Origin of the sequence: Streptomyces sp. NPDC049585 (genome assembly GCF_040675615.1) — a bacterium.
Classification (GTDB): domain Bacteria; phylum Actinomycetota; class Actinomycetes; order Streptomycetales; family Streptomycetaceae; genus Streptomyces; species Streptomyces luteosporeus.
On record NZ_JBFAPE010000023.1, the window covers coordinates 84,366 to 109,630 of the forward strand.

Below are 25,265 nucleotides of genomic sequence, written 5' to 3' on the forward strand. Positions count from 1 at the left end.
ATGACCGGTGACTTACGTCCTCGCGAGGAACACTGGCTGAGGCTGCACCTCAACGAGAACCCCTTCCCGCCGCTGCCCGAGGTGGCCGCAGCCCTGGCGGCGGAGCTGACGGCGGTCAACCGCTATCCCGAGTTCACCCCGGACACCCTCACCGGCATGATCGCCGACTGGCTGGGCACCGACCGCGAGCACGTGGCGGTCGGCAGCGGCTCGGTGGGCATCGCCCGCCAGCTGATCGACCTGTGCACCGCGCCGGGCGACGAGGTGGTCTACGGCTGGCGGTCCTTCGACGCCTACCCGCTGATCACGAGGATGGCCGGCGCCGTGCCCGTCGAGGTGCCGCTGACGGCCGCGGGCGAGCAGGACCTGCCCGGCATGCTCGCCGCCGTCACCGAACGCACCAGGGTCGTCGTGCTGTGCAACCCGCACAACCCGACCGGCACCCTGGTCGGCCGGGCGGAGCTGGAGGCCTTCCTGGCCGCCCTGCCCCGGCGCATCACCCTCGTGCTGGACGAGGCGTACCACGAGTTCGCCCGCGACCCGCGCACGCCCGACGGACTGCGCCTGCTCGCGGACCACCCCAACGTGGTGGTGCTGCGCACCTTCTCCAAGGCGTACGGTCTGGCCGCACTGCGGGTGGGCTACTGCGTGGCCGCCCCCGGGCAGGCCGGGCGCCTGCGGGCGGCGTCCCTGCCGTTCGGCATCAGCCCCCTCGCCCAGGTGGCGGTCGCCGCCTCGCTGCGGGCCGGCAAGCAGCTGGCCGAGCGCGTGGAGGCCGTCGTGGCCGAACGCGAGCGGCTGCGGACCGGCCTTGGCCGCCTGGGCCTCACCGGCCCGGCGAGCCACGGCAACTTCCTGTGGCTGGACGCGGGGCCGCGCACCGAGGCGCTGGCCGCGGCGCTCGCCGCGGCCGGGGTGCTGGTGCGCTTCTACCCCGGCGAGGGGATGCGGCTGACCGTCGGTTCGCGCGAGGCCGACGACCTCGTCCTGAGCACGGCCGGGGCGCTCGCCCCGGCCGTACCGGCCGGACACACCCCGTAGGAACTCCTGTGGGACTTTCCAAGGAAAGGACACCGATGAGTGAGACGTTTCTGGTAGTGGGCGCCACCGGCAAGACGGGCCGCCGGGTGGCCGCCGCCCTGCGCGAGGGGGGCCGGCAGGTGCGGGCCGCCTCCCGCAGCTCCGAGACCCGCTTCGACTGGCAGGACGAGTCGACGTGGGCGCCGGCCCTTCAGGGCGTGCACGGCGTCTACCTGGTGCAGCCGACGCTGCCGAGCCAGGCGCAGCAGCTCGTCCCGCGCTTCGTCGAGCGGGCCGTCGCGGCCGGCGTGCGGCGTCTGGTGCTGCTCTCCGCGCGCGGCATCGACGCGGCGGGCGACGAGAAGCTGCTGATCCCCGAGCGCTCGGTGCGCGAGTCGGGGCTGACGTGGACGATCGTGCGGCCCACCTGGTTCGCCCAGAACTTCAGCGAGGCGGTCTTCCTGCCGCAGATCCTCGAAGGCGTCCTCGCCGCGCCGACCGGTGAGGGCAAGGAGCCCTTCGTGGACGCCGACGACATCGCGGACGTGGCCGTGGCCGCGCTCACCGGCGAGGGCCACCACGGGCGCACCTACGAGCTGTCCGGGCCCGAGGCGCTGACCTTCGGCGAGGCCGCCGCGCGCATCGGGGCGACCACCGGCCGCGAGATCCACTTCGTCGACCTCGACGACGAGGCGTTCCTCAAGAGCGCCACCGAGGCCGGGGTGCCGGCGGAGCACGCCGGCATCCTGCTCGGCCTGCAGACCGCGATCCGCAACGGCTACGACGCGCACCTGAGCACCGGGGTGCGCGACGCACTGGGCCGTGAACCGCGCAGCTTCGACGCGTACGTGCGCGCGGCCGCCGCCGCGGGCGCATGGACGCCCCCGGCGAACTGACCGTCCGCACCCATCCGTCGTCCCACTGCAGGCGGCCGGCACCCGAGGGTGCCGGCCGCTCGAGGAGTCGTATGAACAGCACCTCGTACACCGGCGTCCGGCCGCTGACCCCCGCGCCGCTGATGGCGATCGCCGACGGCTTCCGTGTCGCGAAAGTCCTCGCGGTGGCCCTGGAATTCGATCTGTTCACGCACGTGAGCGGCACCGACGGCATCACACCCGCCGAGCTGGCCGGCCGCGAGGGCCTGCAGGAGCGCCCCGCGCGCCTGCTGCTGACCGCCTGCGCCTCGCTCGGGCTGCTGGACAAGCGCGCGGGACGGTATGTGAACTCCGAGCTGGCGGAGGAGTTCCTGGTCCGCGGCAAGCGCTACTTCTTCGGCGACCTGGTGACCTTCACCGACCGGCGCGAGTACGACGCCTGGGGCAAACTGGCCGACGCCGTGCGCGGCAACCGGCCCGTCACCTGGGACCCGGACACCGCCGAGACGCTGTTCGATCCGGCGGACGAGCAGATGGCCGACCTGTTCCCCAAGGCCCTGCACGCCGGCGCGGTCTTCACCGCCCGCGCCATGGCCCTGTCCCTGGACTTCCACCCCTACCGCAAGCTGCTGGACGTCGGCGGCGGCCTGGGTTCGTTCTGCGGCGAGCTGTGCCGGCATTACCCGCACCTGAGCGCCACGGTCTTCGACCTGCCGTTCGTCGTCGGCATGGCCGACAAGCACCTGGCGCAGACCTCGGTGGCCGACCGTGTCGACACGATCGGCGGCGACTTCTTCGCCGAGGACCTGCCCCGCGGCTACGACGCCATCCTGCTGACCAACGTCCTGCACGACTGGGACGCCGACCGCTGCGCGACGCTGCTGGGCAAGTGCCACGCTGCGCTCGGCAGCGGCGGCACCGTCATCGTGGGCGAGGCGTTCTTGGACGACGAGGGGACCGGCCCGGTGGCCGGCGCCGTCGCCGGCCTGAACATGCTGGTGGAGACGGCCGACGGCGCCAACCGCAGCCGCGCCGAGTACACCGCGATGCTCACCGCGGCAGGCTTCACCGACATCCGGCGGGCGGGCTTCGTCATGGACGCCCCGCTGGCCAACGGCGCCCTGCTCGCCCGCAAGGCCTGAGACACCACCCGCGCGCCCCACGGGTGGGGCGCGCGGGTACATTGGGGCGGCCGGCCCGCGAGCGAAGGAAGACGCAAGCCCATGTCCCTGAGCGAACTCGCGGATGTGGGCCCCTTCTTCGCGCTGCCCACCGGCCAGGCACCGCCCGCGGACGACGCGGCGGCCTACCTTCCGCCCGGCCCCGAGGCGCTGCGGCGGCGCATCGCCGTCGTCAGCGACCGGCTGGGCACCCGCGAGGAGCGGGTCGCGGCATCCCTCGCCTTCCAGGGCATCGCCGGGCGCCTGCTGTCCCTCACCCTCGGCTCGGTCGTCCTGACCGGGCAGGCACCCGACCTCGCCACCGGCGCCCTGCGCTGGCACCCCTGCCTCGGCGCCCCCGACGACCTGTGGTGGGCCGCACCGGCCCCGCCGCCCCCGGCGCGCGACGCCGCGGCCGTCCTGCACGAGGTGCTCCTGCCCCTGCACACCGCCACCCGCTCCCTGACCGGGGTCTCGGCACGGCTGCTGTGGGGCAACGCCGGATCCGCCCTCGCCGGCGCCCTGCGCGTCCTGCACCCCTGGTGCCTGCGCCAGGGCCGCCCGGCCGACGCCGGGCGCGCCGTCGCCCTGACCCGCACCCTCCTGGCCGACCCCCTGCTGCGCACCACCGGAACCCTGCACCTGCCCGGCGGCACCCCGGCCTTCGCCCGCACCACCTGCTGCCTGTACTACCGCTCCCCCGGCGGCGGCCTGTGCGGCGACTGCGTGCTGCGCAGGCGCGGTCGCTGACCCTCACCGTCGAACACCGTTCGCCTGCCCGGCCCGAGGGACGGGCCGAGCACGGGCCCCGGGCCCCGCGCCCTGCGGCTGTGAGCGGCCTGGACGGGGCGGCCGGCGTCTGCTTACGTTCATGAACGCACCGCATGGACGGATGTGCGGACGGAAGGCGACAGTTCGGGGGGATGCGCCATGGCCCGGGCACTGATCATCGGTGGCGGCATCGCGGGACCCGTCACCGCCATGGCCCTGCAGCGGGCCGGCATCGAGGCGGCCGTCCACGAGGCGTACCCCGCCGGCGCCGACGACGTCGGGGCCTTCCTCGTGCTGTTCGCCAACGGTCTCGCGGCCCTGGCCGCCATCGACGCGGACGCGGTCGTGCGCGAGCACTCCTTCCCCGCCCGCACCGCCGAGTTCCTCGGCGCCGACGGTGCCGCGCTCGGCAGCCGCCCGCTCGCGGGGGCGAACGGCGGGGCGGCGCCGCGTACGCTGTCCCGCTCCGTCCTGCACCGCGTCCTGCGCGAGGAGGCCGCCCGGCGCGGTATCCCCGTCCACCACGGCAAGCGGCTGGTGGACCGGCGCACCGGGCCGGGTGGCACCGTCACCGCCCTCTTCGCCGACGGCACGCGCGCCGAGGGCGACGTGCTCGTCGGCGCCGACGGCATCCACTCGCGCACCCGCACCCTCCTCGACCCCGCGGCCCCCGCGCCGCGCCCCACCGGTCAGACGACCGTCTGCGGCCGCCTGCGCGACCCGGCGCACGCGGTGCCGCCGGCGACGTACCGGATGATGTACGGCACGCGCGGGTTCTTCGGCTGCACCACCGCGCCCGACGGCACCACGTACTGGTTCGCCAACGTCCCCGGCGCCCCCGGGCCCGGCGCCGGCCCGGCCCACTGGCGGCGCCTGGTGGCGCAGGCATTCGCGGGCGACGGCACGCCCGCCGCTGCCATGGCCGCCGCCACCGGCGACGACATCGTCGGCACCAGCGCCCACGACCTGCAGCGCACCCCGGTCTGGCACGACCGGCACACCGTGCTGGTCGGCGACGCCGCCCATGCCACCGCCCCCAACGCCGCCCAGGGCGCCTCCCTGGCCATCGAGGACGGCGTCGTCCTCGCCCAGTGCCTGCGCGACCTGCCCGGCATTCCGCGCGCCTTCGCGGCGTACGAGCGGCTGCGCCGCGGGCGCGCCGAGCGCGTCGTGGCCCTCAGCGCCGCCCTGGCCGCCCGGCTGGCCGGGGCCGCGGACGAGAACACCCCGCAGCGCGGCGACGACGGCGGCGCCGACTGGCTCACCGGCTATCGCATCGACTGGGACGCCCGCGTGGGCTGAAGTTGCCGCCGGGCGCCACTGCGGCAGACTGGAGCCATGCCGGAGCTGCCGGAGGTCGAAGCCCTCGCCGGGTTCCTCGCCGAGCATCTCACCGGCCGGACGGTCGAGCGCGTGGTGCCCGTGGCGGTGAGCGTGCTCAAGACGTACGATCCGCCGCTCGGCGCCCTGGAGGGGCGCACCGTCGCGGGCGTGCAGCGGTACGGCAAGTTCCTCGGCGTCGCCACCGACGGCGGCCCCCACCTCGTGCTGCACCTCGCCCGTGCCGGGTGGCTGCGCTGGCACGAGCAGGTGCCGGCCGCGCCGCCGCGCCCGGGCCGGGGGCCGCTGGCCCTGCGGCTGTACCTCGCCGGCGGCGCCGGCCTGGACGCCACCGAGGCCGGTACCCAGAGGCGGCTGGCCGCCTACTGCGTGCACGACCCCCACGACGTGCCCGGCATCGCCCGCCTCGGTCCGGACCCGCTCACCGAGGACTTCACCGAGCAGGTCTTCGCCGGGCTGCTGCGCGGCGAGCGCCGGCAGGTCAAGGGAGTCCTGCGCGATCAGGAGGTGGTCGCCGGCATCGGCAACGCCTACTCCGACGAGATCCTGCACGCGGCCCGCATGTCCCCCTTCAAGCCGGCCGCGAACCTGAGCGAGGAGGAGATCCGGCAGCTGTACGAGGCGCTGCGCGCCACGCTCGGCGAGGCCGTCGAGCGCTCGCGGGGGCAGGCGGCCGGCGAGCTGAAGGCGGAGAAGAAGAGCGGCCTGCGGGTGCACGGCCGCACCGGCGAGCCCTGCCCGGTGTGCGGGGACATCGTCCGTGAGGTCTCCTTCAGCGACTCCTCGCTGCAGTACTGCCCCACCTGTCAGACCGGCGGCAAGCCGCTGGCCGACCGCCGGCTGTCCCGCCTGCTGAAGTGAGGGCGCCCCGGTCGCGCTCTCAGTCGCGCGGGATGCCGCGCTCGTCGGCCTTCGCCAGCTCCGAGTGGCGGTAGGAGTAGGCGAAGTAGACCGCCAGCCCGATCACGAACCACACCGCGAAGCGCACCCACGTCTGCCATGCCAGGTAGGTGATCAGCCAGATCGACGCGGCCACTCCGATGCCGGGGACGACGGGCACGCCGGGGCAGCGGAAGGAGCGCGGCAGGTCCGGCCGCCGGTACCGCAGCACGATCACCGCGGTGCACACCACGGCGAAGGCGAGCAGGATGCCGATGTTGGTCAGCTCGGCTGCCTCGCCGATGGGCACCAGCCCGGCGATCGCCGCGGAGGCCACGCCCACGATCCACGTCACCCGCGTGGGCACGTGGCGCCGGGGGTGGGTGTGGGCGAACCACTTCGGCAGCAGCCCGTCGCGGGACATGGCGAACCACACCCGGGTCACACCCAGCATGAAGGTGAACATCACCGTGAGGATGCCGATGATGGCCCCGACCGCGATGACGTCCGCGATGCCGTGCAGGCCCACCGACTTGAAGGCCGTGGAGAAGCCGCTCGCCTTGTCGATGTCCTTGTAGTTCTGCATGCCGGTCAGCACCAGGCAGGCCAGCACGTACAGCACCATCGAGATCGCCAGCGAGAGAATGATCGCCTTGGGCATGTGCCGCTGCGCGTCCTTCGACTCCTCGGCGGCCGTGGACATCGCGTCGTAGCCGAAGACCGCGAAGAAGACCGTGGCCGCGCCCGTGAACGCACCGCTGACGCCGAAGGGGAAGAAGGGGGAGTAGTTGGCGGTGTTGATGTGGAAGAAGCCCACGCCGATCACCAGCAGCACCACCAGGACCTTCAGGCCCACCACGATCGTCTCGAAGCGGGCCGCGTTCTTCATGCCCATGGTCAGCAGATAGGCGATCAGCAGGCACAGCACCGCCGCGAACAGATCGACCCGGTGCCCCGGCCCGGTGCCCGGCGCGCCCAGCATCCAGCGCGGCAGCTCCGCGCCCACCTCCCCGAGCAGGAAGTTGATGTAGCCGGAGATGCCGATGGCCACCACCGCCACGATCGCGGTGTACTCCAGCAGCAGGTCCCAGCCGATGAACCAGCCGCCCAGCTCGCCGAGCACCGCGTAGCCATAGGTGTAGGCCGACCCCGCTCTCGGGATGAGACCCGCGAACTCCGCGTACGAGAACGCCGCCGCGGCACTGGCGATGCCGGCGATCAGGAACGACACGAGCACCGCCGGGCCCGCCGTGCCGTTGGCGATCGTCCCCGCCAGGCTGAAGATGCCCGCGCCGATGATGCCGCCGACGCCGATCGCGGTGAGCTGCCACAGCCCCAGGGTGCGGGTCAGCCGTTCGCCGTGCGCCTCGGTCTCCTCCGCCTCCTCGATCGTCTCGATCGGTTTGCGGCGCCAGACGCCCTGCCCCGTCCCGAGCCCGGCCATGGCGTGTCCTCTCGTGGGCCTGCGGGCAGTTCGCCCTTGGGTGGTTTACGGGTGGTTTGCCGGTGGATGGCCCCATCATGGCCGAGCGGGCGCGGCGACGGAAGACGCCGCGCCCCGCACGGATGCCGGGCACCCGCCGATGGCGGGTGTCAGCGAACGGCGGGCGGCCCGTCCTGCCCGCCGGTGCCCCAGGCCGAGGGCCGCGGGCCGACCGCGAAGTCCAGGCGGGCACCGCGGCGCAGGTCCGCCGTGGTGAGGTAGGTACGGCCGTACGGCCTGCCGTCCAGGCGCACCGAGCGCACGTACCGGTCGGTGCGCGAGGTGCCCGGCGCGCTCACCGCGATGCGGCCCCCGGGGTACCAGCGCTTGTCCAGGCGCAGCTCCACGCGGTCGAAGACCGGCGTGCTCAGCCCCCACACGTCCGCCCCCGGCTGCACCGGGTACACCCCGATCGACGACAGCACCATCCACGCCGACATCGTGCCCAGGTCGTCGTTGCCGGTCATGCCGTCGGGGGTGTCGGTGAACAGCGTCAGCGCCGCGTGCACCACGTCCGTGGTCTTCCACGGCCGGCCGGTGGACAGGTAGGTGTAGGGGGCGATGAGGTCCGGCTCGTTCTGCGGGTTGTACTTGTCGGCGTTGTAGTAGTCGTACGGGCCGTGGACCCACACCTCGCGCGCGGTGCGGGCCGGGTCGGCCAGCAACCGGTCGTAGGCGAAGAAGGAGTCCAGCCGCCGGTCGGTGGCGTCCCGGCCGCCGATCAGGCGCACCAGCCCGGGCGGGTCCTGCGGCACCAGCCACTGGTACTGCCAGGCCGTGCCCTCGTGGAAGCCCGGGCTGCGGGCCGGGTCGGCGGGCCCCGTGAAGGCGCCGCGGTCGTCGCGCGGCCGGAAGAAGCCGGTGTCCGGGTCGTGGATCCGGCGGTAGGCGCGCGAGCGGGCGGCGTAGCGGTCGGCGTCGGCCCGGTGCCCCAGCGCGCGGGCCATCGTCGCCAGGGCGCCGTCGGCCAGGGCGTACTCCAGCGTGGCCGAGGCGCCCTGGTGGAAGTCGGAGTCGCCCGGCTTGGCCCGGGGCCGCTGCGGCAGGTACGGCACGTAACCGTCGCGGAGGTACCTGCCGTTGCCCTCCCGGCCGACCGCCGGGGAGGCGGCCGGGGGCACCCCGTCGGCGTTCTTCTTCAGCACCCGGTACGCCTCCTCCTCGTGGCCGGTGAGCAGCCCGTGGTGGAAGGCGTTGGTGAGGTAGGGGGTGACGGGGTCACCGGTCATGATGTTCGTCTCGACCGTGCCGTACCCCCACTTGGGCAGCCAGCCGCCCTCGGCGTCCACGCGCAGCACCGACAGGGCCATGTCCCGCGCCTCGCGGGGCGCGAGGAGGGCCAGCAGCTGGGCCTGGGTGCGGTAGGTGTCCCACAGCGACCAGTTCTGGTAGTAGGTGAAGCCCCGGGCGCGGTGGACGCGCTGGTCCCAGCCCCGGTACCGGCCGTCGGCGTCGCTGCCGACGTTGGGGGAGAGGAACGAGCGGTACAGCGAGGAGTAGAAGGTGCGGCGCAAGGTGGTGCTCCCGCCGGCGACCCGTACGTCGCCCAGCCGCCGTTCCCACGCGGCCCGGGCCGCCGCGGCCGTCCGGTCGAAGCCGTCCTGCTCGGCGCGCAGGTTGCGCTCGGCGCCGGCCGCGTCCACGTAGCTGACGGCGGTGGTCGCCTCCACGTCGCGGTCGCGGGTGGCATCGAAGCGCACCCAGGCGCCGTTGCGCGCCGCCGAGGACGAGGAGCGGGAGCCGGCGCTGATGCGGTCGCCGTTCCACGTGCCGTACGAGGCGAAGGGCCGGTCGAAGCGGGTGAGCGTGTACAGGGTGTACGGGCGGGTGTCCTGGCAGAAGCCGCGGCCGGTGATGGTGGTGCGCACGGTGCGCTCGTCGACGACCTCGACCGTGCTGGAGACCGTGCGGTGCAACGCCTGACCGGCGTTGAAGAGCACGTTGGCCTTGCCGGTCGCGGGGAAGGTGTAGCGCTGCCGCCCGGTGCGCGCGGTCGCGGTCAGCTCGGCGGTGATGCCGCCGTAGGAGCCCAGGCGGACCCGGTAGTAGCCGGGGCGGGCGCTCTCGTCGCGGTGGCTGAAGGACGCGGCGTAGCGCGCGTTGTCGGTGCTGGTGACCTCGCCCGTGGTGGGCAGCACCGGCAGGTCCCCGCCGATGCGGCAGCCCACCCCGGACAGGTGCACGGTGCTGAAGCCGCGGATGTGCTCGTGCCGGTAGTCGTACCCGGTGCCGTGCCCGGTGTCCGGGGACAGCTGCACCATGCCGAAGGGCACGGCGGCGCCGGGGAAGGTGTTCCCCTCGTTCTGTGTGCCGATGAAGGGGTTGACGAGGCCGGTGAGCGGCTCGGCCGGCCGGGCCGCGGGCGGCGCGAGGCCGGCGGTGCCGAGGACCGCGACGAGGGCGAGCACGGCCGCGCCGGCGCGGCGCGGCAGTGGACGAACGGCCGGTCTCATGCGACCACGACCCTCCAGCCGACTTCGGTGACAGCGCAGAGGCTGGCCGGGGCCGCAAGGGGAGTCAAGGATGCGCCGGTTGGTGGGCGTGGTGTTCCGGTCAGCGGGCGGGATGCGCGGGGGCGCCGCGGAATGACCATATGCGGCGCCCGCCGTGTCCTCGTCAGACCGCCGTGTCCTCGTCAGACTGCCGAGCCCCCGTCAGGCCGTCGTGTCCCCGTCAGGCCGCCGCGGACTCGCCGAGGCCGGCGTGCGCGCCGGGCGCCGGGGCGAGGGGCCGCGGGCTGCCGCCGACCGGCCGCAGCCGGGCCTTGGCCTCGGCGGCGTAGACGTCCACGTACTCCTGCTCCGACAGCTTCCAGATGGCGTACATGATCTCGTCGGTGACGGCCCGCAGGATCGCGCGCTCGTCCTGCAGCCCGGCGTAGCGGGAGAAGTCCAGCGGCCGGCCGAAGCGGATGGTGATGGGCACCCGGCGCGGCAGCAGCCGCCCCGCCGGCTGCGCCTCGAACGTGCCGATCATCGCGCAGGGGACGACCGGGACGCCGGCCTGCAGCGCCATGGCGGCGACCCCCACCTTGCCCTTGTACAGGCGCCCGTCGTGCGAGCGCGTGCCCTCCGGGTAGATGCCCAGCAGGCCGCCGCCCTCCAGCACCCCGAGCGCGGTGTCCACCGCCGCCTGGGCCGCCTCCTTGCCCGAGCGGTCCACGGGAATGCCGCCGACCCCGCGGAAGAACGCCGCGATCAGCCGGCCCTTGAGGCCGCTGCCGGTGAAGTACTCCTGCTTCGCCAGGAAGGTGATCCGGCGCCTGACCATCACCGGCATCATGAAATGGTCCGAGAAGGACAGGTGGTTGCCGGCGATGATGGCCGCGCCCTCCTCCGGCAGGTGCTCCAGCCCCTCGACCCTGGGCCGGAACACCCACCGCAGCAGTGGTATCAGAACGAGCGTCTTGAACAGGTGATAGAACACGTCATGGCCCCTTTCCCCGGGCTTCCCGAGCGACCTGCCCCCGCGCCGAGGGACGGTAGTGGGCAGGCGGGATCATGGGGAGAGTGTCTATTCGGCCACGCTGAGTGAAGGCCCGGTAAAGGACGGCAAGAGACGGCAAAACGGCCCCCGTTCACCGGGCCGCAACCTTCAGTCGCGCAACCTCAGCCGCGCGGTGTCACGGATGCGAGCACCTGCGGCAGCGGGTACCAGTCGGCCGTGGCGAAGCTCGCGTGCCCGCGGGCCAGCAACGCCACGCGCTCGCGGGCCCGGGCCTCGGTGGGGCGGGTGCCGTCGATGGCGGGGGCGACCTTGTGGGCGTCGGTCATGACCAGCAGGTAGTGGTTGCGGTCGTACCAGGCGGTGTCGATGCCGCCGCCCGTGTACGCGCCGGCGTCGCCGTCGAACAGGACGAACCACGGGCGCAACGAGGCGTCGGCGTACCGCGTGCGCGGGTCGCCCGCGGTGGCTCCGTGGACGGCCGGGAAGGCAGCAGCCTGTCCCAGGCGACCGGCGGCGGCCAGGTCGCGCAGGTGCGTGGCGTACTCGCGGTCGGTCCACAGCCGGTCGGCCGGGTTCTTCTCCTCGACCGTGCCGGGGATCAGCTCGACGACGAACCTGCCCTGCAGCGCCGCCCGCGAGGGCCAGCCGCCGGCGCGCACGGCCGTATCGAGGTCCGCGTGGCCGCCGGCGAGGTCCGCGGGCCGGTACAGGGCGTCGCCCAGGGCCGACGTCAGCAGGGCGTCGAGTTCGGCGGGCCCGCGACCGCTGTTGGCGTTGAAACCGTCCTTCATCTCGACCTTCAGCAGCACGGGCCGGTGCCCGGGGTGGGCGTCGTGCCAGGCGCGGATGTCGGCGAGGCAGCCGGCGAGGGGCTGGTTGCGGCTCCTGGTGCGCAGCTCGGCGGGAGAGTGGGCGTTCTCGCAGTTGTTGTCGTTGGCCACGGGGTTGGCGTGCGAGACGCGGAAGGCGCGGCCGCCGAAGCCGTTGCTCCACACGTCGAGTTCGAGCAGCCCGGCCCCGGAGTCCAGGGCGTCGGCGAAGTACGGGTACTTGGCCCGGTCGTAGGCGTTGTGCACGCCGACCGCGGTCGTCGTGTCGTACGCCGCCTCAGCCGTCCGCACCGCTGCCGTCCTGCCCGCCGCCCCCGCCGGTACCGCGGCCGTGCCGGCCAGTACCGCTGCCGTCACGGCCGCCGTGATCGCCGTGCGTATGTGCATGGTGGTGCGCATGTCCCCCGCCGTTGTCGAGTCTTCCGCTGTGATGAACGAGTCAGCAGCGTACGGGAGGTGGTGATGTGACGGGGCGACAGGCATGGCGGGCCCCGGCCCCGTCACCCGGCGATGGCGCCCTCACGGACGACGAGCGAGGGGGCGGCCGCCCCGTCCAGGCCGCTCACAGCCGCAGGGCGCGGGCCAGGTACGGCGCCGTGGCGCTGCCGGCGGCCCGGGCCACCTCGTGGGGCGGGCCGGAGGCGACGATGCGGCCGCCCTCGGCGCCGCCGCCCGGGCCGAGGTCGAGGACGTGGTCGGCGCCCGCGGCCACGGTCATGTCGTGCTCGACGACCACGACCGTGTTGCCCGCGTCGACCAGGCCGTGCAGCTGCCGCAGCAGCACCTCGGTGTCGGCCGGGTGCAGCCCGGTCGTGGGCTCGTCGAGGACGTACAGGGTGTGGCCGCGGTGGCTGCGCTGCAGTTCGGCGGCGAGCTTGATGCGCTGGGCCTCGCCACCGGAGAGCTCGGTGGCCGGCTGGCCCAGGCGCAGGTAGCCCAGGCCCACCTCCTCGAGGGTGCGCAGGGCCCGCAGGGCCGCGGGCACGTCGGCGAGGAAGTCCGCGGCCGCGTCCACGGTCATGGCCAGCACGTCGGCGATGCTCGCGCCGCGGTAGGTGACCTCCAGCGTCTCGGGGTTGTAGCGCGCCCCGGCGCAGGCCGCGCAGGGGGCGTACGTACCGGGCAGGAAGAGCAGCTCGACGGCGACGAAGCCCTCGCCCTGGCACTCCTCGCAGCGTCCGCCGGCGACGTTGAAGGAGAACCGGCCGGCGCCGTAGCCGCGGGCGCGGGCCTCGTCGGTGGCCGCGAAGAGCTTGCGCACGGCGTCGAAGAGGCCGGTGTAGGTGGCGAGGTTGGAGCGCGGGGTGCGGCCGATGGGCTTCTGGTCGACCGTCACCAGCCGGTCGACGGCGTCCAGGCCCTCGGCCTCGCCGAGCGGTTCCCCTCCGTCGAGGTGGGCGGCGACGGTCTCGGCGAGGACCTGGCCGACCAGCGTGGACTTCCCCGAGCCCGAGACGCCGGTGACGGCCGTGAAGACGCCGAGCGGGAAGCCGGCGTCCACGTCGCGCAGGTTGTGCCGGTTCACGCCGCGCAACCGCAGCAGGCCCGAGGGGGTACGGGTGCTGCGTGCGGGCGGTTGCTGCCCGTCGGGGAAGAGGTAGCGGCGCGTGGCCGACGCCTCGACGTTCGCGAGGGCTTCGACGGGGCCGCTGTGGAGCACCTGCCCGCCGTGCTCGCCGGCTTGCGGGCCGACGTCGACGATCCAGTCGGCGCGGCGCACGACGTCCATGCGGTGCTCGACCACGAACAGCGAGTTGCCCGCGGCCTTGAGCCGCTCCAGCATCGTCAGCAGCGCCTCGCCGTCCGCCGGGTGCAGGCCGGCGGACGGCTCGTCGAGGACGTAGACCACGCCGAACAGGCCCGAGCGCAGCTGGGTGGCCAGCCGCAGCCGCTGCAGCTCGCCCGCGGACAGCGTGGGGGTGGGACGGTCGGTGGCCAGGTAGCCCAGGCCCAGGTCGGTGAGGATCCCGATGCGGGCGAGGAGGTCCCCGGCGAGCGCCGCCGCGGCCGATTCGCCGGTGCACGCCGGGCGCAGCACCTCGGCCAGGGCGGTCAGCGGCAGGGCGGCGAGAGTGGCGATGTCGTGGCCGGCGAAGGTGACGGCCAGCGCCTCGGGCCGCAGCCGGCGCCCTGCGCACACCGGGCAGTCGGCACTGACCAGATGGCGCTCGGCCCGCGCGCGCAGCGCGGCGCTCTTGGAGTCGGCGAAGGTGTGCAGCACATAGCGGCGGGCGCTCATGTAGGTGCCCTTGTAGGGGCGTTGGATGCGGTCGGCCTCGCGCACGGGGTGGACGGTGACCACCGGCTGCTCGTCGGTGAACAGGATCCAGTCGCGGTCGGCCTGCGGCAGCTCGCGCCAGGGCCGGTCGACGTCGTACCCGAGGGTGTCGAGGATGTCGCGCAGGTTCTTGCCCTGCCAGGCGCCCGGCCAGGCGGCGATGGCGCCCTCGCGGATGGTGAGCGCGGGGTCGGGCACCAGTGATTCCTCGGTGACCCGGTGGACGCGGCCCAGGCCCTGGCACTCGGGGCAGGCGCCGGCCGCGGTGTTGGGCGAGAAGGCGTCGGAGTCCAGGCGGGGCGCGCCCTCGGGGTAGGTGCCGGCGCGGGAGAAGAGCATGCGCAGCGAGTTGGACAAGGTGGTGACCGTGCCCACGGAGGAGCGCGAGGTGGGGGCGGAGCGGCGCTGTTCCAGGGCGACGGCGGGCGGCAGTCCGGTGATCTCCCCGACCCTGGGGGCGCCGACCTGGTGGATGAGCCGGCGCGCGTAGGGGGCGACGGACTCGAAGTAGCGGCGCTGCGCCTCGGCGTAGAGCGTGCCGAAGGCGAGGGAGGACTTCCCGGAGCCGGAGACGCCGGTGAAGACGACGAGGGCGTCGCGGGGGATGTCGACGTCGACGTGCTTGAGGTTGTGTTCGGCGGCGCCGCGGACGCGGACGTACGGGTCGTGGGGGTCATGGCGGTCGTGCACGCGAGCGAGTCTAGGCGCCGCTCCCCGGCCTCCCCGGGAGGGTGAACCGCCGGCGACACACTGACGCGGCCGGGCATCCTGCGCCAAGATGCCCCAGGCAACCGCTGTCACGGCGAATGCCACAGCGAACGTCACAGCGAATGTCACAGCGAACGTCGACGACGACCTTTCGACGGGATGGCCCATGTCCGACACCGATGCCGAGGTGCGAGCGGCCCTCGGCGCCGACCCCCTGCGCCGGATCGCCGCAGCGATCGAGCGGGAACGGGACCCCTCGTCCCGTATCTGCCGGACGTGCGGCGGACCGGCGCTGGTGGTGGTCGGCGAGGAACCGGCGGGCAGCGGCCCGCCGGTCGTCAGCGCCCGGAAGGCGTGCGCGCGGCGGGACTGTCCCCGTCCGTGACCCCGGACCCGTCCGCAGCTCCGGACCCGTCCGCAGCTCCGGGCCCGTCCGTAGCTCCGGACCCGCCGGTGACGACGGCCGTCGCCGTGCGGGCGGTCCAGCGCTGCTCGACCCGCGCCAGGCGCCAGTAGACCAGTGCCGCGGCCCACACCACGACGAACAGCCCGACGATGACGAAGCCGACGTTGTCGAGGTTCAGCCCGGCGATCCAGCCGCTGACGGGATCGTCCAGGCCGAGCTTCTCGTGCAGGACGCCGACCAGCTCGATGGTGCCGATGAGGAAGGCGACGGCGATGGACAGGCCGGTGATGGTGAGGTTGTAGTAGACCTTGCGCACCGGGTTGGAGAACGCCCACTGGTAGGCGAAGTTCATGAACGTGCCGTCGAGCGTGTCGAAGAGGCTCATGCCGGCCGCGAACAGCAGTGGCAGGCACAGGATCGCGTACCACGGCAGTCCGGCCGCGGCGCCGCTGCCCGCCATCACCATCAGCGTGACCTCGGTGGCGGTGTCGAAGCCGAGGCCGAAGAGGAAGCCGAGGGGGTACATCTGGCCCGGTCGGCTGACCGAGCGGGTGAAGCGGCCCAGCAGCCGGTTCATGAAGCCGCGCGAGTCCAGCTGCTTCTCCAGCTCTCCCTCGTCGTAGCGGCCCTCGCGCATGGCGCGGAAGACGCGCAGGATGCCGGCGAGGGCGATGAGGTTGAGGATGGCGATGAGGTAGAGGAAGCCGCCGGAGACGGATGTGCCGACGATGCCGAGCACCTGGTGGGTGGGCGAGTCCTCGTCCATCAGCGTGCCGGCCAGGTGCGTGCCGCCGGCCACCAGCAGGGCCATCACGACGACGACGCTGGAGTGGCCGAGGGCGAACCAGAAGCCGACCGAGACCGGGCGCCTGCCGTCGGCCATGAGCTTGCGGGTGGTGTTGTCGATGGCGGCGATGTGGTCGGCGTCGAAGGCGTGCCGCATGCCGAGGGTGTAGGCGGTGATGCCGAGACCGACGCCGTAGACCTTGGAGTCGACGGTGTAGTGCTGCGGCACGACCAGCAGGTAGAGCACGCCGAACGCGACGACGTGCAGGGCGGCGATGACGGCCAGCAGGCCGGCGGTGCGCACGGTGTCCTCGCGGCGCCAGCGGAAGGCCGGCGGGCCGGTGGATATGTCGACGGGAAGGGATGTGTTGGTGGACATCTCGGGTTGAACGCTCCAGCACCTCGTGGATCACTTCGAGATGCCGTGGCCGGTCTCCTGGCTGACGGGTGCACGCGCGACCGCCCCGCCTTCCCAGGTCGCCGGATGCGGCCCAGTGGCTTCCGCGCGCCGGACGGTCCGGCGTACGGAGTGGGGACGGTCACTCCCCGATCACAGTGGCGAGGGCCGCTCCGGAATGGGCCCCGAAGGGCCGGCACCGGTCTTCCCGAACACCACGGCCAGGACACCCTAACCTCCCGACGGGCCTCATGGTCGCCCCGGCCGTACCTCATCTGCCGGACATCTGCCGGAGGCCATCGCTCCGCTACCGCGCGGGTGATGGACGCCACCCCGGGCCCGGTGCTACGAGTGCAGGCAACGACCGGAAGGGGCTGACCGCCATGGCAGATTCGGCAGCGGGGACGGGGCAGGACCCGGGCGGCGGCGCCCCGGCGGTGCCCGGGCAGCGGACGGTGTTCGTGCGCCGCATCGGGCTGTTCCAGGCCACGGCCATCAACATGAGCCAGATGTGTGGGATAGGCCCCTTCGTCACCATTCCCTTGATGGTCGCCTCGTTCGGCGGCCCGCACGCCGTCATCGGCTTCGTCGCGGGGGCGGTGCTGGCGCTGGCGGACGGGCTGGTGTGGGCCGAGCTCGGCGCGGCGATGCCCGGCGCTGGCGGCAGTTACGTCTATCTGCGGCAGGCGTTCCAGTACCGCACCGGCAAACTGATGCCGTTCCTGTTCGTGTGGACGGCGATGCTCTTCATCCCGCTCGCCATGGCCACCGGCGTGATCGGGTTCGTGCAGTACCTGGGCTATCTGTGGCCCGGCATGACGCAGACGCAGGGCGACGTGACGGGCCTGGCCATGGTGGCGCTGGTCGTCGCGCTGCTGTGGCGGCGGGTGGAGTCCATCGCGCGCATCACCGCCGTCCTGTGGGGCGTAATGATCGTCTCGGTGTCCCTGGTCATCGTCGCCGCCTTCACCCACTTCAGCCCGGAGCGGGCCTTCACCTACCCGGCCGGCGCCTTCGATGTGACGAGCCATCAGTTCTGGCTGGGCTTCGCCGCGGGCCTGACCATCGGCATCTACGACTACGGCGGCTACAGCACCGTCGCCTACATGGGCGCCGAGATCAAGGACCCCGGGCGCACCATGCCCAGAGCCATCGTGCACTCGATCCTGGGCATCATGGTCATCTACCTCCTGCTGCAGATCGGCACCCTGGGCGTCATCGACTGGCGGGAGATGCTCGACCCCTCCTCCACCGCCTCCTCCTCGGTCGCCTCGGCCGTCATGGAGAAGACCTGGGGCAAGGCGGCGGCCGACGTCGTCACCGTGCTGATCCTCGTCACGGCCTTCGCGTCGGTCTTCACCGGACTCCTGGGCGGCTCGCGCATTCCCTACGACGCGGCGCGGGAGAAGGTCTTCTTCCGCCGCTTCGGCGCCCTGCACCCCCGCCACCGCTTCCCGGGGCTTTCCCTGGCGACGATGGGGGTCGTCAGCGCCGTCGGGTTCCTGATCGGCCGTCACACCGACCTCGCCACGATCATCCAGCTGCTGATGGCCGTGATGGTGATCCTCCAGGCGCTCTCCCAGGTGATCGCCGCCACCGTGCTGCGGCGCCGCCAGCCGGACCTGCCGCGCCCGTACCGCATGTGGCTCTACCCGCTGCCGAGCCTGGTGGCGCTGGCGGGCTGGCTCGTCATCTACGGCTTCGCGGACCGCAGTTCGCCGGGGCGGCATCCGATCGAGTGGTCGCTGGCCTGGGTCGGGGCGGGCTGCGTGGCCTTCGTGCTGTGGGCGGCGTACGAGCGACAGTGGCCCTTCGGGCCGCGCGAGATCCATGAGGAGTACCTCCCGCGGCAGGCCGCCGGCACCGGCGGCGAGGCCGAGGGCGAGGAGGGATCCGTGACCACCGCGCCCGCCTGACGAGGCGTCGGCTCGGCGTCGCGGCCGGAGCCCTGCGGGCGCCCGCACTTTCGTAGGGGCCTGCCGAACGGTGATAAAACGGCACCCATGCCCGTGACCACAGCCCCGCATCCGTCCGCCCCCGCCGCCACGCCGCGCAGGCTGCTGTGGCACCGCCTGATATTCGGGCTCTGGTACCGGCCCGTCGAGGTCCTCGACGAGTGCCGGGACCGGAGCGTGTGGGGAGCGGCCGCCTTCCTGTCGCTGCTGTGCGGGGCGATGGGCACGCTGGCCGTGGACTCCTTCTGGGGGCAGTGGGGCGTGAGCCCGGTGCTGGCGCTGGAGGCGCTGGGCATCGGGTCGGTGGTGATGATGCTGGCCAGCTTCCTGCTGGGCGCGGCCACCCACGCGATCGCCCGCCGTCTGGGCGGCAACGGGCGGTTCGGGCCCACGACGAGTCTGTTCGTCGTCCTGTTCTGGGCGAGCGACCTGCCCCGGCTCGCGCTCGACACCTGGCTGCCGGCCGGGTCCGTCCCGGTGCGGGCCGCGGCCTCGGTGACGGCGGCCTTCGGCAGCGCGCTCGCCGTCCTGCTGATCCGCGGCCAGCACCATCTGCCGACCCGCAAGGCGGTGGCGGCGGTGAGCATTCAGATGCTGGCGGCCGTGGCCCTGCTGAAGTTCCCGCCCGGCAGCGGCTGATCCGGCGGGCGCCCGCTCGCCAGTGCGAGGAGGACGACGAAGGCCCGCCCGGTGCGACGGGGGATGCACACCGGGCGGGCTCGAGAACAGTTCTACCTCATCAAGGATGGGCCATGCATCAAAAACCTGTTCGTTTCTGCGCCGACCAGCGCACAGGGAGCGATTTCAGGCCACGCGCCCTGAGGCTCTCACGGCGGACCGGCGGCGCTTGTGGAAGGTCGAGTTCCAGATCGTCCAGCCGCTCGAACAGCACCGCGAGGGCCGTCTCCGTCTCCATCCGGGCCAGCGCGGCCCCCAGGCAGTGGTGGATCCCATGCCCCAGCCCGAGCTGCCCCGAATGCTCCCGCCGCAGGTCAAGACGGTCGGGGTCGGGGAACTGCCGGGCGTCGCGGTTGGCCGAGGCCAAGGAGAGCAGGACGGTCTCACCCTTCGGCACCACCACCCCGCCGATGCTGACGTCCTTGAGAGGAAAGCGCCGGATGGCCAGCGGAACCGGCCCGTCCCAGCGCATGAGCTCCTCCACGGCCGTCGCGAGGACGTCCGGATCCGATCGCACCTCCCGCAGCAGTACGGGGTGCTCGAGCAGGGCGAGCACCGCGTTGGCGATGAGGTGGACGGTGTTCTCGTAACCGGCGAAGAGCAGGAGAAAGACCAGCGAGGTCAGCTCGTCCGGCGACAGGACATCCCCGCCGTCGCGCACCGCGATCAGGTCGGAGAGCAGGTCGTCGCCCGGCTCGGCCCGCTTGCCCTCGATCAGCGCGTCCACGAAGCGCATCAGGCTCGCCACCGCCTCCTTGGCCCGCTGCGGCTGCGCCGGGTCGGGGGCGATCAGGGCGTCGGTCCACTCGCGGAAGTCCCGCCGGTCGCGCTGCGGCACCCCGAGCAGGTCGCAGATGACGACGATGGGCAGCGGACCGGCGTACGTCGCCATCAGGTCGGTGCGGCCGTCCGCCGCGACGGCGTCCAGCAGGTCGCCGGCCAGTCGGCGCACGGGGGCGCGCAGCGCCTCCACGCGGGCGGGCGTGAACGCCTTGACCACCAGGCGGCGCAGCCTGGTGTGGTCCGGCGGGTCCATGTTGAGCAGGTTGGCGTCCAGGGCCGGGGGCAGGGACAGGCCGCTGTAGGTGCCGGGCAGGGCGTTGCGCCTGTCCAGGGAGAGCCGGGGGTCCGCGAGCGCCCGCCGCACGTCGTCGTAGCGGGTCACCAGCCAGGCCGGCCGCCCGTCGGGCCCGGTCATGCGGTGCACGGGCGCCGCCTCGCGGAGCGCGGCGTACGTCCCGTAGGGGTCGGCCAGCAGGGCCGCGACGTCGACGCACTGCACGGACGACCCGGCGGCGGACCCGGCGGCGGACTCGGCCATGGACTCGACGGCGGATTCGGCAGTGGACTCGACGGTGGACTCGTCAGTGGGCTGCATGACACCCGACTTTAGGGGCCCACGGCAGTGGCCCTTCGCGGGGCGCGGAAGGGGAGGACGCCCACCGGCCGTGCCGGGTCCGCGCGGATCGCTGATCCGCGCGGACCCGGCACCGGCCTGTGAGGCGGAGCGGCCGTGACCCCCGTCCATGGCCGCCCCGTCCACGGGCCGCGCGCCGTCAACCGCGGCGTGCGGCACTGATCTCCCGTAGTTCGGTGAGCACCGCGTCGACCAGCGGAGTGTGGTACACGTCCGCGACGCGGGCCAGGTGTTCGTGCTCCTCCGCGGGGTCGGAGCTGACGGTGACCACCACGTTGTCGGCGTGGGGCACCGCCACATGCCCCACGGCCTGGTTGCCCAGGCCCCGGCGCAGGGCCGCGGCCTCCACCACGGCCGCGAGCTCGTGCCCGTCCAGGCCGGCCGACCGGGCCCGCTCCCGGGCCAGTTCGACGGTGAGCGGCTCGACGTGGCGGCGCACTCCGCGCTGGATGTCGCGGATCTCCGCCATCTGCCGGTTGGCCCGCCACTCCAGGTCGGCGAAGGGCCAGCGGGCCGTCCAGCGGGCCCAGCCGGTCTCCTCGATCGTCACCTCGGGGGCGTGGGCGGTCACCTCGCGCCACAGCGGCTCCAGCCGGCGCAGCCGCCGCCAGGCGGCCGCGCGCGGGCCGACGGCCGGCAGCGAGAAGCCGAGCAGGACGAGCAGCGCCGCCACGGAAGCGCTCATCGGGGCCACCCCGTTGGAGAGCCAGTACGCGTCCCGGCCGGCCCAGGTCAGCGCGAAGCCGGCCAGTTTGCAGGCGCAGTACGCAAGGCCCAGCCAGCAGCCGACCGACAGCGTGCGCAGCCCCTTGGAAAGCCAGGAGCGGCCCAGTTGGGCGGCGTAACGGGGGCACAGGGTGCCCAGCCCGGCCAGGCTGGTGCCGAAGATGGCCAGGTACAGCGCCAGGAAGGCGACCACGCCCGGTGCGTCGGCGTACGCGGTGCTGAAGTCCCTGGGGTGTTCCACCGCGTCGGGGCGCCCGACGGCGAAGCAGACGATCGCCGCCGTCCAGGCGACGGCGACCGCCGCCACCGCGTACCGGGAGCGGGTGGCGGCGCGGGCCCGGGCCGCGGCGTCGCCGCGGCTGGTGGTCCAGCGCAGCAGCAGCACCGTGGCGCCCGAGGCGAAGAGCACGACCGCGGAGTACAGCACGACCATCGCCAGGTTCGCCACGCCCGTCAGCCGGTCGAAGGCGCGGTAGACGGTGGGCGCGGAGAAGAGGAAGACGACCGGCACGCCGGAGGTCATCAGCGCGGTCAGCCCGAGGTCGACGTTGCCCCGGTCGCGCAGCCAGGCGCGGGCCTTGTAGCCGACGATGGCCCAGGTGACGACGGAGAAGGTCAGGTAGATGGCGTCAAACACCGGCGCCCCCGCCGTCGCGCAACTGCCGGCGCACGTGCTGCAGGGCCGGCCCCAGGGACGCGGCGAGCTCCGCCGCCCTGCCCTCCAGGACGACGTCCTGGCCGGGCGGCGGGGGCACCACGCGCGCCATCAGAAGGGTTCCGAGGATCTCGGTCTCGCGCTCGGTGAGGTTGTCGTAGCAGTGGTGGCGGGCCAGACCCATGGTCAGGCCCATGCGGCGCATGGCAGTTGCCACGTCCACCGAGGGCGTCCACACCTTCAGGGCGTCCTCGGTCACGGCGGGGTCCTGGTCGTGCCCGAGCAGCAGGTGGCCGATCTCGTGCAGCACGATGTGCACCTGGTGCCAGGGCGAGGTCTTCTGCTCGTAGACGACCCAGTAGGCGTCGTCCGTGGTGGCGGTCATGCCGGAGACGACGCCGTCCAGGCTCATCGGCACCAGGTTGATCGGCCTGCTCACGTGTCGCGCGACGGCGTCGCACATGCCCTGCAGGTCGGCCGAGGCGGGCAGGGCGAGCTCCTGGATGAGCTGCTTGCAGCGCCGGCGAATCCGCCCCACCCGCATGCTTGCACCGTCCTCGTCCTCGGTACGCCGCCAGTTGGTGAAGAGGCCCTCCTCCGCGGTGACGGTCACGGGCGCTCCTCACCCCCCCGCGCAGGGCGGGTCGGTCGGAAGGTTCATCTGCTGCCGGAACTGGCAGATGATGGTGGTCAGGCTGTCCTGCACCTCCGGCGGGAGGCCCACCGACCGCAGGGCGATCGCCCGGACGCGCTGATCCCTCATGGCCGCGAGGAAGCGGACCTCCTCCTCCACGCGTTCGGCCTGGGAGTCCGACAGGTCGCCCATCAGGTAACCCACGGGCACGGCGAAGAACTTCGCCAGCGCCCGCAGCACGTCCGGGCTGGGATTGACGCGCTTGCCGTTGCGCAGCATCGACAAGTACTGCTCGGTCAGCGTGACCCCGCCGTACTCCTCCCCGCGGCTGATCTCCTCCGCCACGTGGCCGTTGGTGTACGGCGCACCCGGCGGATGCATCGATTCGAACAGGTAGGTGAGCCGCTGTGCGAGCGGACTGCTCGCCTCCCGTGCCTGCCTGTCCCCCCCGTTAGCCATCTGCCCCGTTCCTTCGAGCGCGCTGTGTCACACGGCTTCATGGCCCTTCACGGCCAGTTAAGTCCGTGCGGTCGGCCGCGAGGGCATCCTGTCACGCGGAGCGGACGAGCACTAGTCCATGCCCGGTTACAAGCGGATGAAGGACTTAACCACAGGTTTATACGGAGCCGGTGGCTCTGGGGTACGACGACGGCGCGTACGGTGAGGTCGGCGGAGTGAATACCGCGGAACGAGTTGCGGGGGCGGAGTGAGGGACGGTAGAGAAGGCACCATAGAGCCGGAAGCCGGAAGCCGGAAGCCGGAAGCCGGAAGCCGGAAGCCGGAAGCCGGAAGCCGGAAGCCGGAAGCCGGAAACCGGAAACCGGGTGATCTGCGCGTCCCCGTCGGGGACGACGCCTGGCGGTGGCGTACGTTCCCCGGTGAGCGCCTCCTCGTCGCCGCGGCCCGCACCGTCACCTCCGCCGTCCGCCTCCTCGACGTCCTGCCCGACCTCGTGCGCGGCGACCCCCGCGTCGACGTCGTCTTCGCCTTCGACCCCACCTCCGCCTTCGGCGACGGCGTCCACGACCTCCTCCACGCCGCCGGCGTCCGGCTCATGCCCTGGGACCAGCTCTCCCGTGTCCGTCCGCACCTCGTCGTCTCCGCCAGCGAGAACATCGACACCACCGGCCTCGACGCGACGTGCCCCGTCCTCGTCCTGCCGCACGGCATCGGCTTCCACAAGCTCGTCCCCGACGCCCGCGGCAGCGGGCGGCGGCGCTCCGGGGTCATGGACGATCCGCGCGCCCGGCACGCCGTCTCGCACCCCGACCAGATCGCCCAGCTCGCCGAGCACCACCCCGGCCCGGCCGCCCGTGCCCGCCTGATCGGCGACCCGTACCACGACGGGCTCCTCGCCTCGCGTCCCCTGCGCGCCCGTTACCGCGCGGCGCTGGGCGCCGACGACGACCGGCGGCTGGTGCTGGTCACCTCGACCTGGGGGCCGCAGTCCCTGCTCGGCCGCGATCCGCACCTGCCGGCGCGGCTGGCGGCCGCGCTGCCGCTCGACGAGTACCGCGTCGCCGCCGTGCTGCACCCCAACGTCTGGTCCGCCCACAGCCCTTGGCAGGTGCGTGCCGTCGAGGCGGCGGCCCTGGACGGCGGGCTGCTGCTCGTGCCCCCGGAGCGCGGCTGGCCGGCGGCGCTCGTCGCGGCCGACGTGGTCGTGGGCGACCACGGATCGGTCACCCTGTACGCCGCGGCGCTGGGCCGGCCGCTGCTGCTGGCCGCGTTCGGCGAGGAGTCGGTGCCGGGCACGCCGATGGCCGAACTCGGCCGCGTCGTACCGCACCTGCAGCCACACGAGCCCCTCGCGGCCCAGCTGGAGCGGGCCATCGAGGAGCACGACGAGGAACGCGTCACCAAGGTGGCCGCCGGCGCCTTCACCGAACCCGGCTCCGCGCTGCCGCGGTTGCGCTCGTTCCTGTACGAGCTGATGGCGCTCCCCGAACCGGACGGCTCCCCGCCGCCCCTGTACGCCTGCCCGGCGCCCCGGCCCGAGGGCGGCGCGGTGACCGCGGCCTGGGTGACCACGACCGTCACCGGCGAGGAGGTCTGCATACGTCGCCTGCCGGCGAGCGGCGCCCGGCCCGAGGAGGGCGGCGGGCGCTTCCTCCACCTCTCCTGCGACGAGGACGAACGGGACCTGCGCCTGCTCGGCAGCGCCTCGGCCCTCACCACCGGCACCTGCCACGACTCGGTGGCGCAGGCCGTGCGCTGGGCCCTCGACACGCTCGCCGCCTGGCCCGGCGCCCGCCTGGCCACGGCCCCCGCCCCGGGGCGCTGCGTGAGCGTCCTGCGGGACGGCCGCGTCGTGGAGACGTCCGTCACCGGCCGCCCGCCCGCCGACGCGGGGTTGCACGCGGCGGTCGTGTACGCGCACCTGCGCGCCGGCCGCCCGCCGGCGGGCACCGTACGGCTGCGGGCGGGCCTGCGGGACGAAGACGTCGTGCTGTCACTGCGGCGCTCCCGGCAGGTGCGCTAGCGCCCCGTCAGGGGCGCGGGGCAGTGCCGAATTGCGGCTGCCGCCGCGTGGGCGCGACAAGCCACGACGCACCCGCAGATTGCCCGAACCCCGGGGTGGCGTGTCAGCTGCGGGCCGTCGCCGGCCGATCGCGCCCACGCGGCGTTAGCCGCAGATCGACACCGCCCCGCGCCCCTTACGGGCGCGGGGCGCTACCTTCCGTCGCCCTAGGTCGTGTCCGGCGGATCATGCAGTGCCCCGTCAGGGGCGCGGGGAACTGCGCGATCAGCCACCGGCGGCCTGCAGACGACGTATCACCCCCGCGGGGTCCGGGCGCAGCACGGCACTTCGTCTGCGG

The 25,265-nt window shown here is 73.5% G+C and carries 20 protein-coding genes and 1 riboswitch; of the genes, 10 read left to right on the plus strand and 10 right to left on the minus strand.

Annotated elements, in window-relative coordinates; genetic code table 11:
- From AB0K17_RS22495 to AB0K17_RS22520, 6 genes are all read left to right on the plus strand, one after another.
- A complete protein-coding gene (locus AB0K17_RS22495) occupies positions 1-1,041 on the plus strand; it encodes a histidinol-phosphate transaminase (RefSeq protein ID WP_365984016.1) in 1,041 nt (346 codons plus the stop codon).
- A 35-nt stretch (positions 1,042-1,076) separates the two neighbouring features.
- Entirely contained in the window at positions 1,077-1,916 is an 840-nt protein-coding gene (locus AB0K17_RS22500) for an NAD(P)H-binding protein (RefSeq protein ID WP_365984017.1), read from the plus strand.
- A 71-nt stretch (positions 1,917-1,987) separates the two neighbouring features.
- Positions 1,988-3,037, plus strand: coding sequence for a methyltransferase (locus AB0K17_RS22505; RefSeq protein WP_365984018.1), 1,050 nt, complete (start codon positions 1,988-1,990; stop codon positions 3,035-3,037).
- 81 nt (positions 3,038-3,118) lie between these two features.
- A complete protein-coding gene (locus AB0K17_RS22510; RefSeq protein WP_365984019.1) occupies positions 3,119-3,805 on the plus strand; it encodes a (2Fe-2S)-binding protein in 687 nt (228 codons plus the stop codon).
- A gap of 180 nt (positions 3,806-3,985) precedes the next feature.
- The gene (locus AB0K17_RS22515) at positions 3,986-5,128 is read left to right on the plus strand and encodes an NAD(P)/FAD-dependent oxidoreductase (RefSeq protein ID WP_365984020.1); all 1,143 of its coding nucleotides are present in this window, start codon (positions 3,986-3,988) and stop codon (positions 5,126-5,128) included.
- 36 nt (positions 5,129-5,164) lie between these two features.
- Complete coding sequence (locus AB0K17_RS22520) at positions 5,165-6,028, plus strand: DNA-formamidopyrimidine glycosylase family protein (RefSeq protein WP_365984021.1); 864 nt, start codon at positions 5,165-5,167, stop codon at positions 6,026-6,028.
- Between the two features lie 19 nt (positions 6,029-6,047).
- On the opposite strand, the gene AB0K17_RS22525 is transcribed toward AB0K17_RS22520, so the two are convergent.
- The 5 genes from AB0K17_RS22525 to uvrA all read right to left on the minus strand — a co-directional run bounded on the left by AB0K17_RS22525 (position 6,048) and on the right by uvrA (position 14,774).
- Positions 6,048-7,490, minus strand: coding sequence for an amino acid permease (locus AB0K17_RS22525; protein ID WP_365968578.1), 1,443 nt, complete (start codon positions 7,488-7,490; stop codon positions 6,048-6,050).
- Between the two features lie 149 nt (positions 7,491-7,639).
- Complete coding sequence (locus AB0K17_RS22530) at positions 7,640-9,982, minus strand: GH92 family glycosyl hydrolase (protein ID WP_365984023.1); 2,343 nt, start codon at positions 9,980-9,982, stop codon at positions 7,640-7,642.
- Positions 9,983-10,202: 220 nt separating this feature from the next.
- The gene (locus AB0K17_RS22535; RefSeq protein ID WP_365968580.1) at positions 10,203-10,955 is read right to left on the minus strand and encodes a lysophospholipid acyltransferase family protein; all 753 of its coding nucleotides are present in this window, start codon (positions 10,953-10,955) and stop codon (positions 10,203-10,205) included.
- 182 nt (positions 10,956-11,137) lie between these two features.
- On the minus strand, positions 11,138-12,205 hold the full coding sequence (locus tag AB0K17_RS22540) for a phosphatidylinositol-specific phospholipase C domain-containing protein (RefSeq protein WP_365984024.1): 1,068 nt from the start codon (positions 12,203-12,205) through the stop codon (positions 11,138-11,140).
- Between the two features lie 163 nt (positions 12,206-12,368).
- Entirely contained in the window at positions 12,369-14,774 is a 2,406-nt protein-coding gene (uvrA, locus tag AB0K17_RS22545; protein ID WP_365984025.1) for an excinuclease ABC subunit UvrA, read from the minus strand.
- 184 nt (positions 14,775-14,958) lie between these two features.
- On the opposite strand from uvrA, the gene AB0K17_RS22550 reads away from it, so the two are divergent.
- Positions 14,959-15,177 (plus strand): hypothetical protein, encoded by a 219-nt coding sequence (locus tag AB0K17_RS22550; protein ID WP_365984026.1) that lies wholly within the window; start codon positions 14,959-14,961, stop codon positions 15,175-15,177.
- On the opposite strand, the gene AB0K17_RS22555 is transcribed toward AB0K17_RS22550, so the two are convergent.
- Positions 15,131-16,363, minus strand: coding sequence for a HoxN/HupN/NixA family nickel/cobalt transporter (locus tag AB0K17_RS22555; RefSeq protein ID WP_365984027.1), 1,233 nt, complete (start codon positions 16,361-16,363; stop codon positions 15,131-15,133). The genes AB0K17_RS22550 and AB0K17_RS22555 overlap by 47 nt on opposite strands.
- 29 nt (positions 16,364-16,392) lie before the next feature.
- A riboswitch (cobalamin riboswitch) is annotated at positions 16,393-16,616 on the minus strand.
- 148 nt (positions 16,617-16,764) lie between these two features.
- Here AB0K17_RS22555 and AB0K17_RS22560 point away from each other — a divergent pair.
- Together AB0K17_RS22560 and AB0K17_RS22565 are read left to right on the plus strand one after the other, a co-directional pair.
- Entirely contained in the window at positions 16,765-18,297 is a 1,533-nt protein-coding gene (locus tag AB0K17_RS22560) for an APC family permease (RefSeq protein WP_365984028.1), read from the plus strand.
- An 87-nt stretch (positions 18,298-18,384) separates the two neighbouring features.
- Complete coding sequence (locus AB0K17_RS22565; RefSeq protein WP_365968586.1) at positions 18,385-18,975, plus strand: YIP1 family protein; 591 nt, start codon at positions 18,385-18,387, stop codon at positions 18,973-18,975.
- 118 nt (positions 18,976-19,093) lie between these two features.
- On the opposite strand, the gene AB0K17_RS22570 is transcribed toward AB0K17_RS22565, so the two are convergent.
- The 4 genes from AB0K17_RS22570 to AB0K17_RS22585 all read right to left on the minus strand — a co-directional run bounded on the left by AB0K17_RS22570 (position 19,094) and on the right by AB0K17_RS22585 (position 22,905).
- Entirely contained in the window at positions 19,094-20,335 is a 1,242-nt protein-coding gene (locus tag AB0K17_RS22570) for a cytochrome P450 (protein ID WP_365984040.1), read from the minus strand.
- Between the two features lie 235 nt (positions 20,336-20,570).
- Positions 20,571-21,794 (minus strand): MAB_1171c family putative transporter, encoded by a 1,224-nt coding sequence (locus tag AB0K17_RS22575; protein WP_365968587.1) that lies wholly within the window; start codon positions 21,792-21,794, stop codon positions 20,571-20,573.
- Positions 21,787-22,425, minus strand: a complete 639-nt coding sequence (locus AB0K17_RS22580; RefSeq protein ID WP_365984029.1) for a hypothetical protein — start codon at positions 22,423-22,425, stop codon at positions 21,787-21,789. Before AB0K17_RS22580 ends, AB0K17_RS22575 begins: the two co-directional genes overlap by 8 nt.
- A gap of 9 nt (positions 22,426-22,434) precedes the next feature.
- The gene (locus AB0K17_RS22585) at positions 22,435-22,905 is read right to left on the minus strand and encodes a helix-turn-helix transcriptional regulator (protein WP_365984030.1); all 471 of its coding nucleotides are present in this window, start codon (positions 22,903-22,905) and stop codon (positions 22,435-22,437) included.
- A 247-nt stretch (positions 22,906-23,152) separates the two neighbouring features.
- Here AB0K17_RS22585 and AB0K17_RS22590 point away from each other — a divergent pair, with 247 nt between their 5' ends.
- Complete coding sequence (locus AB0K17_RS22590; RefSeq protein WP_365984031.1) at positions 23,153-24,928, plus strand: hypothetical protein; 1,776 nt, start codon at positions 23,153-23,155, stop codon at positions 24,926-24,928.
- Positions 24,929-25,265: the final 337 nt, after the last annotated feature.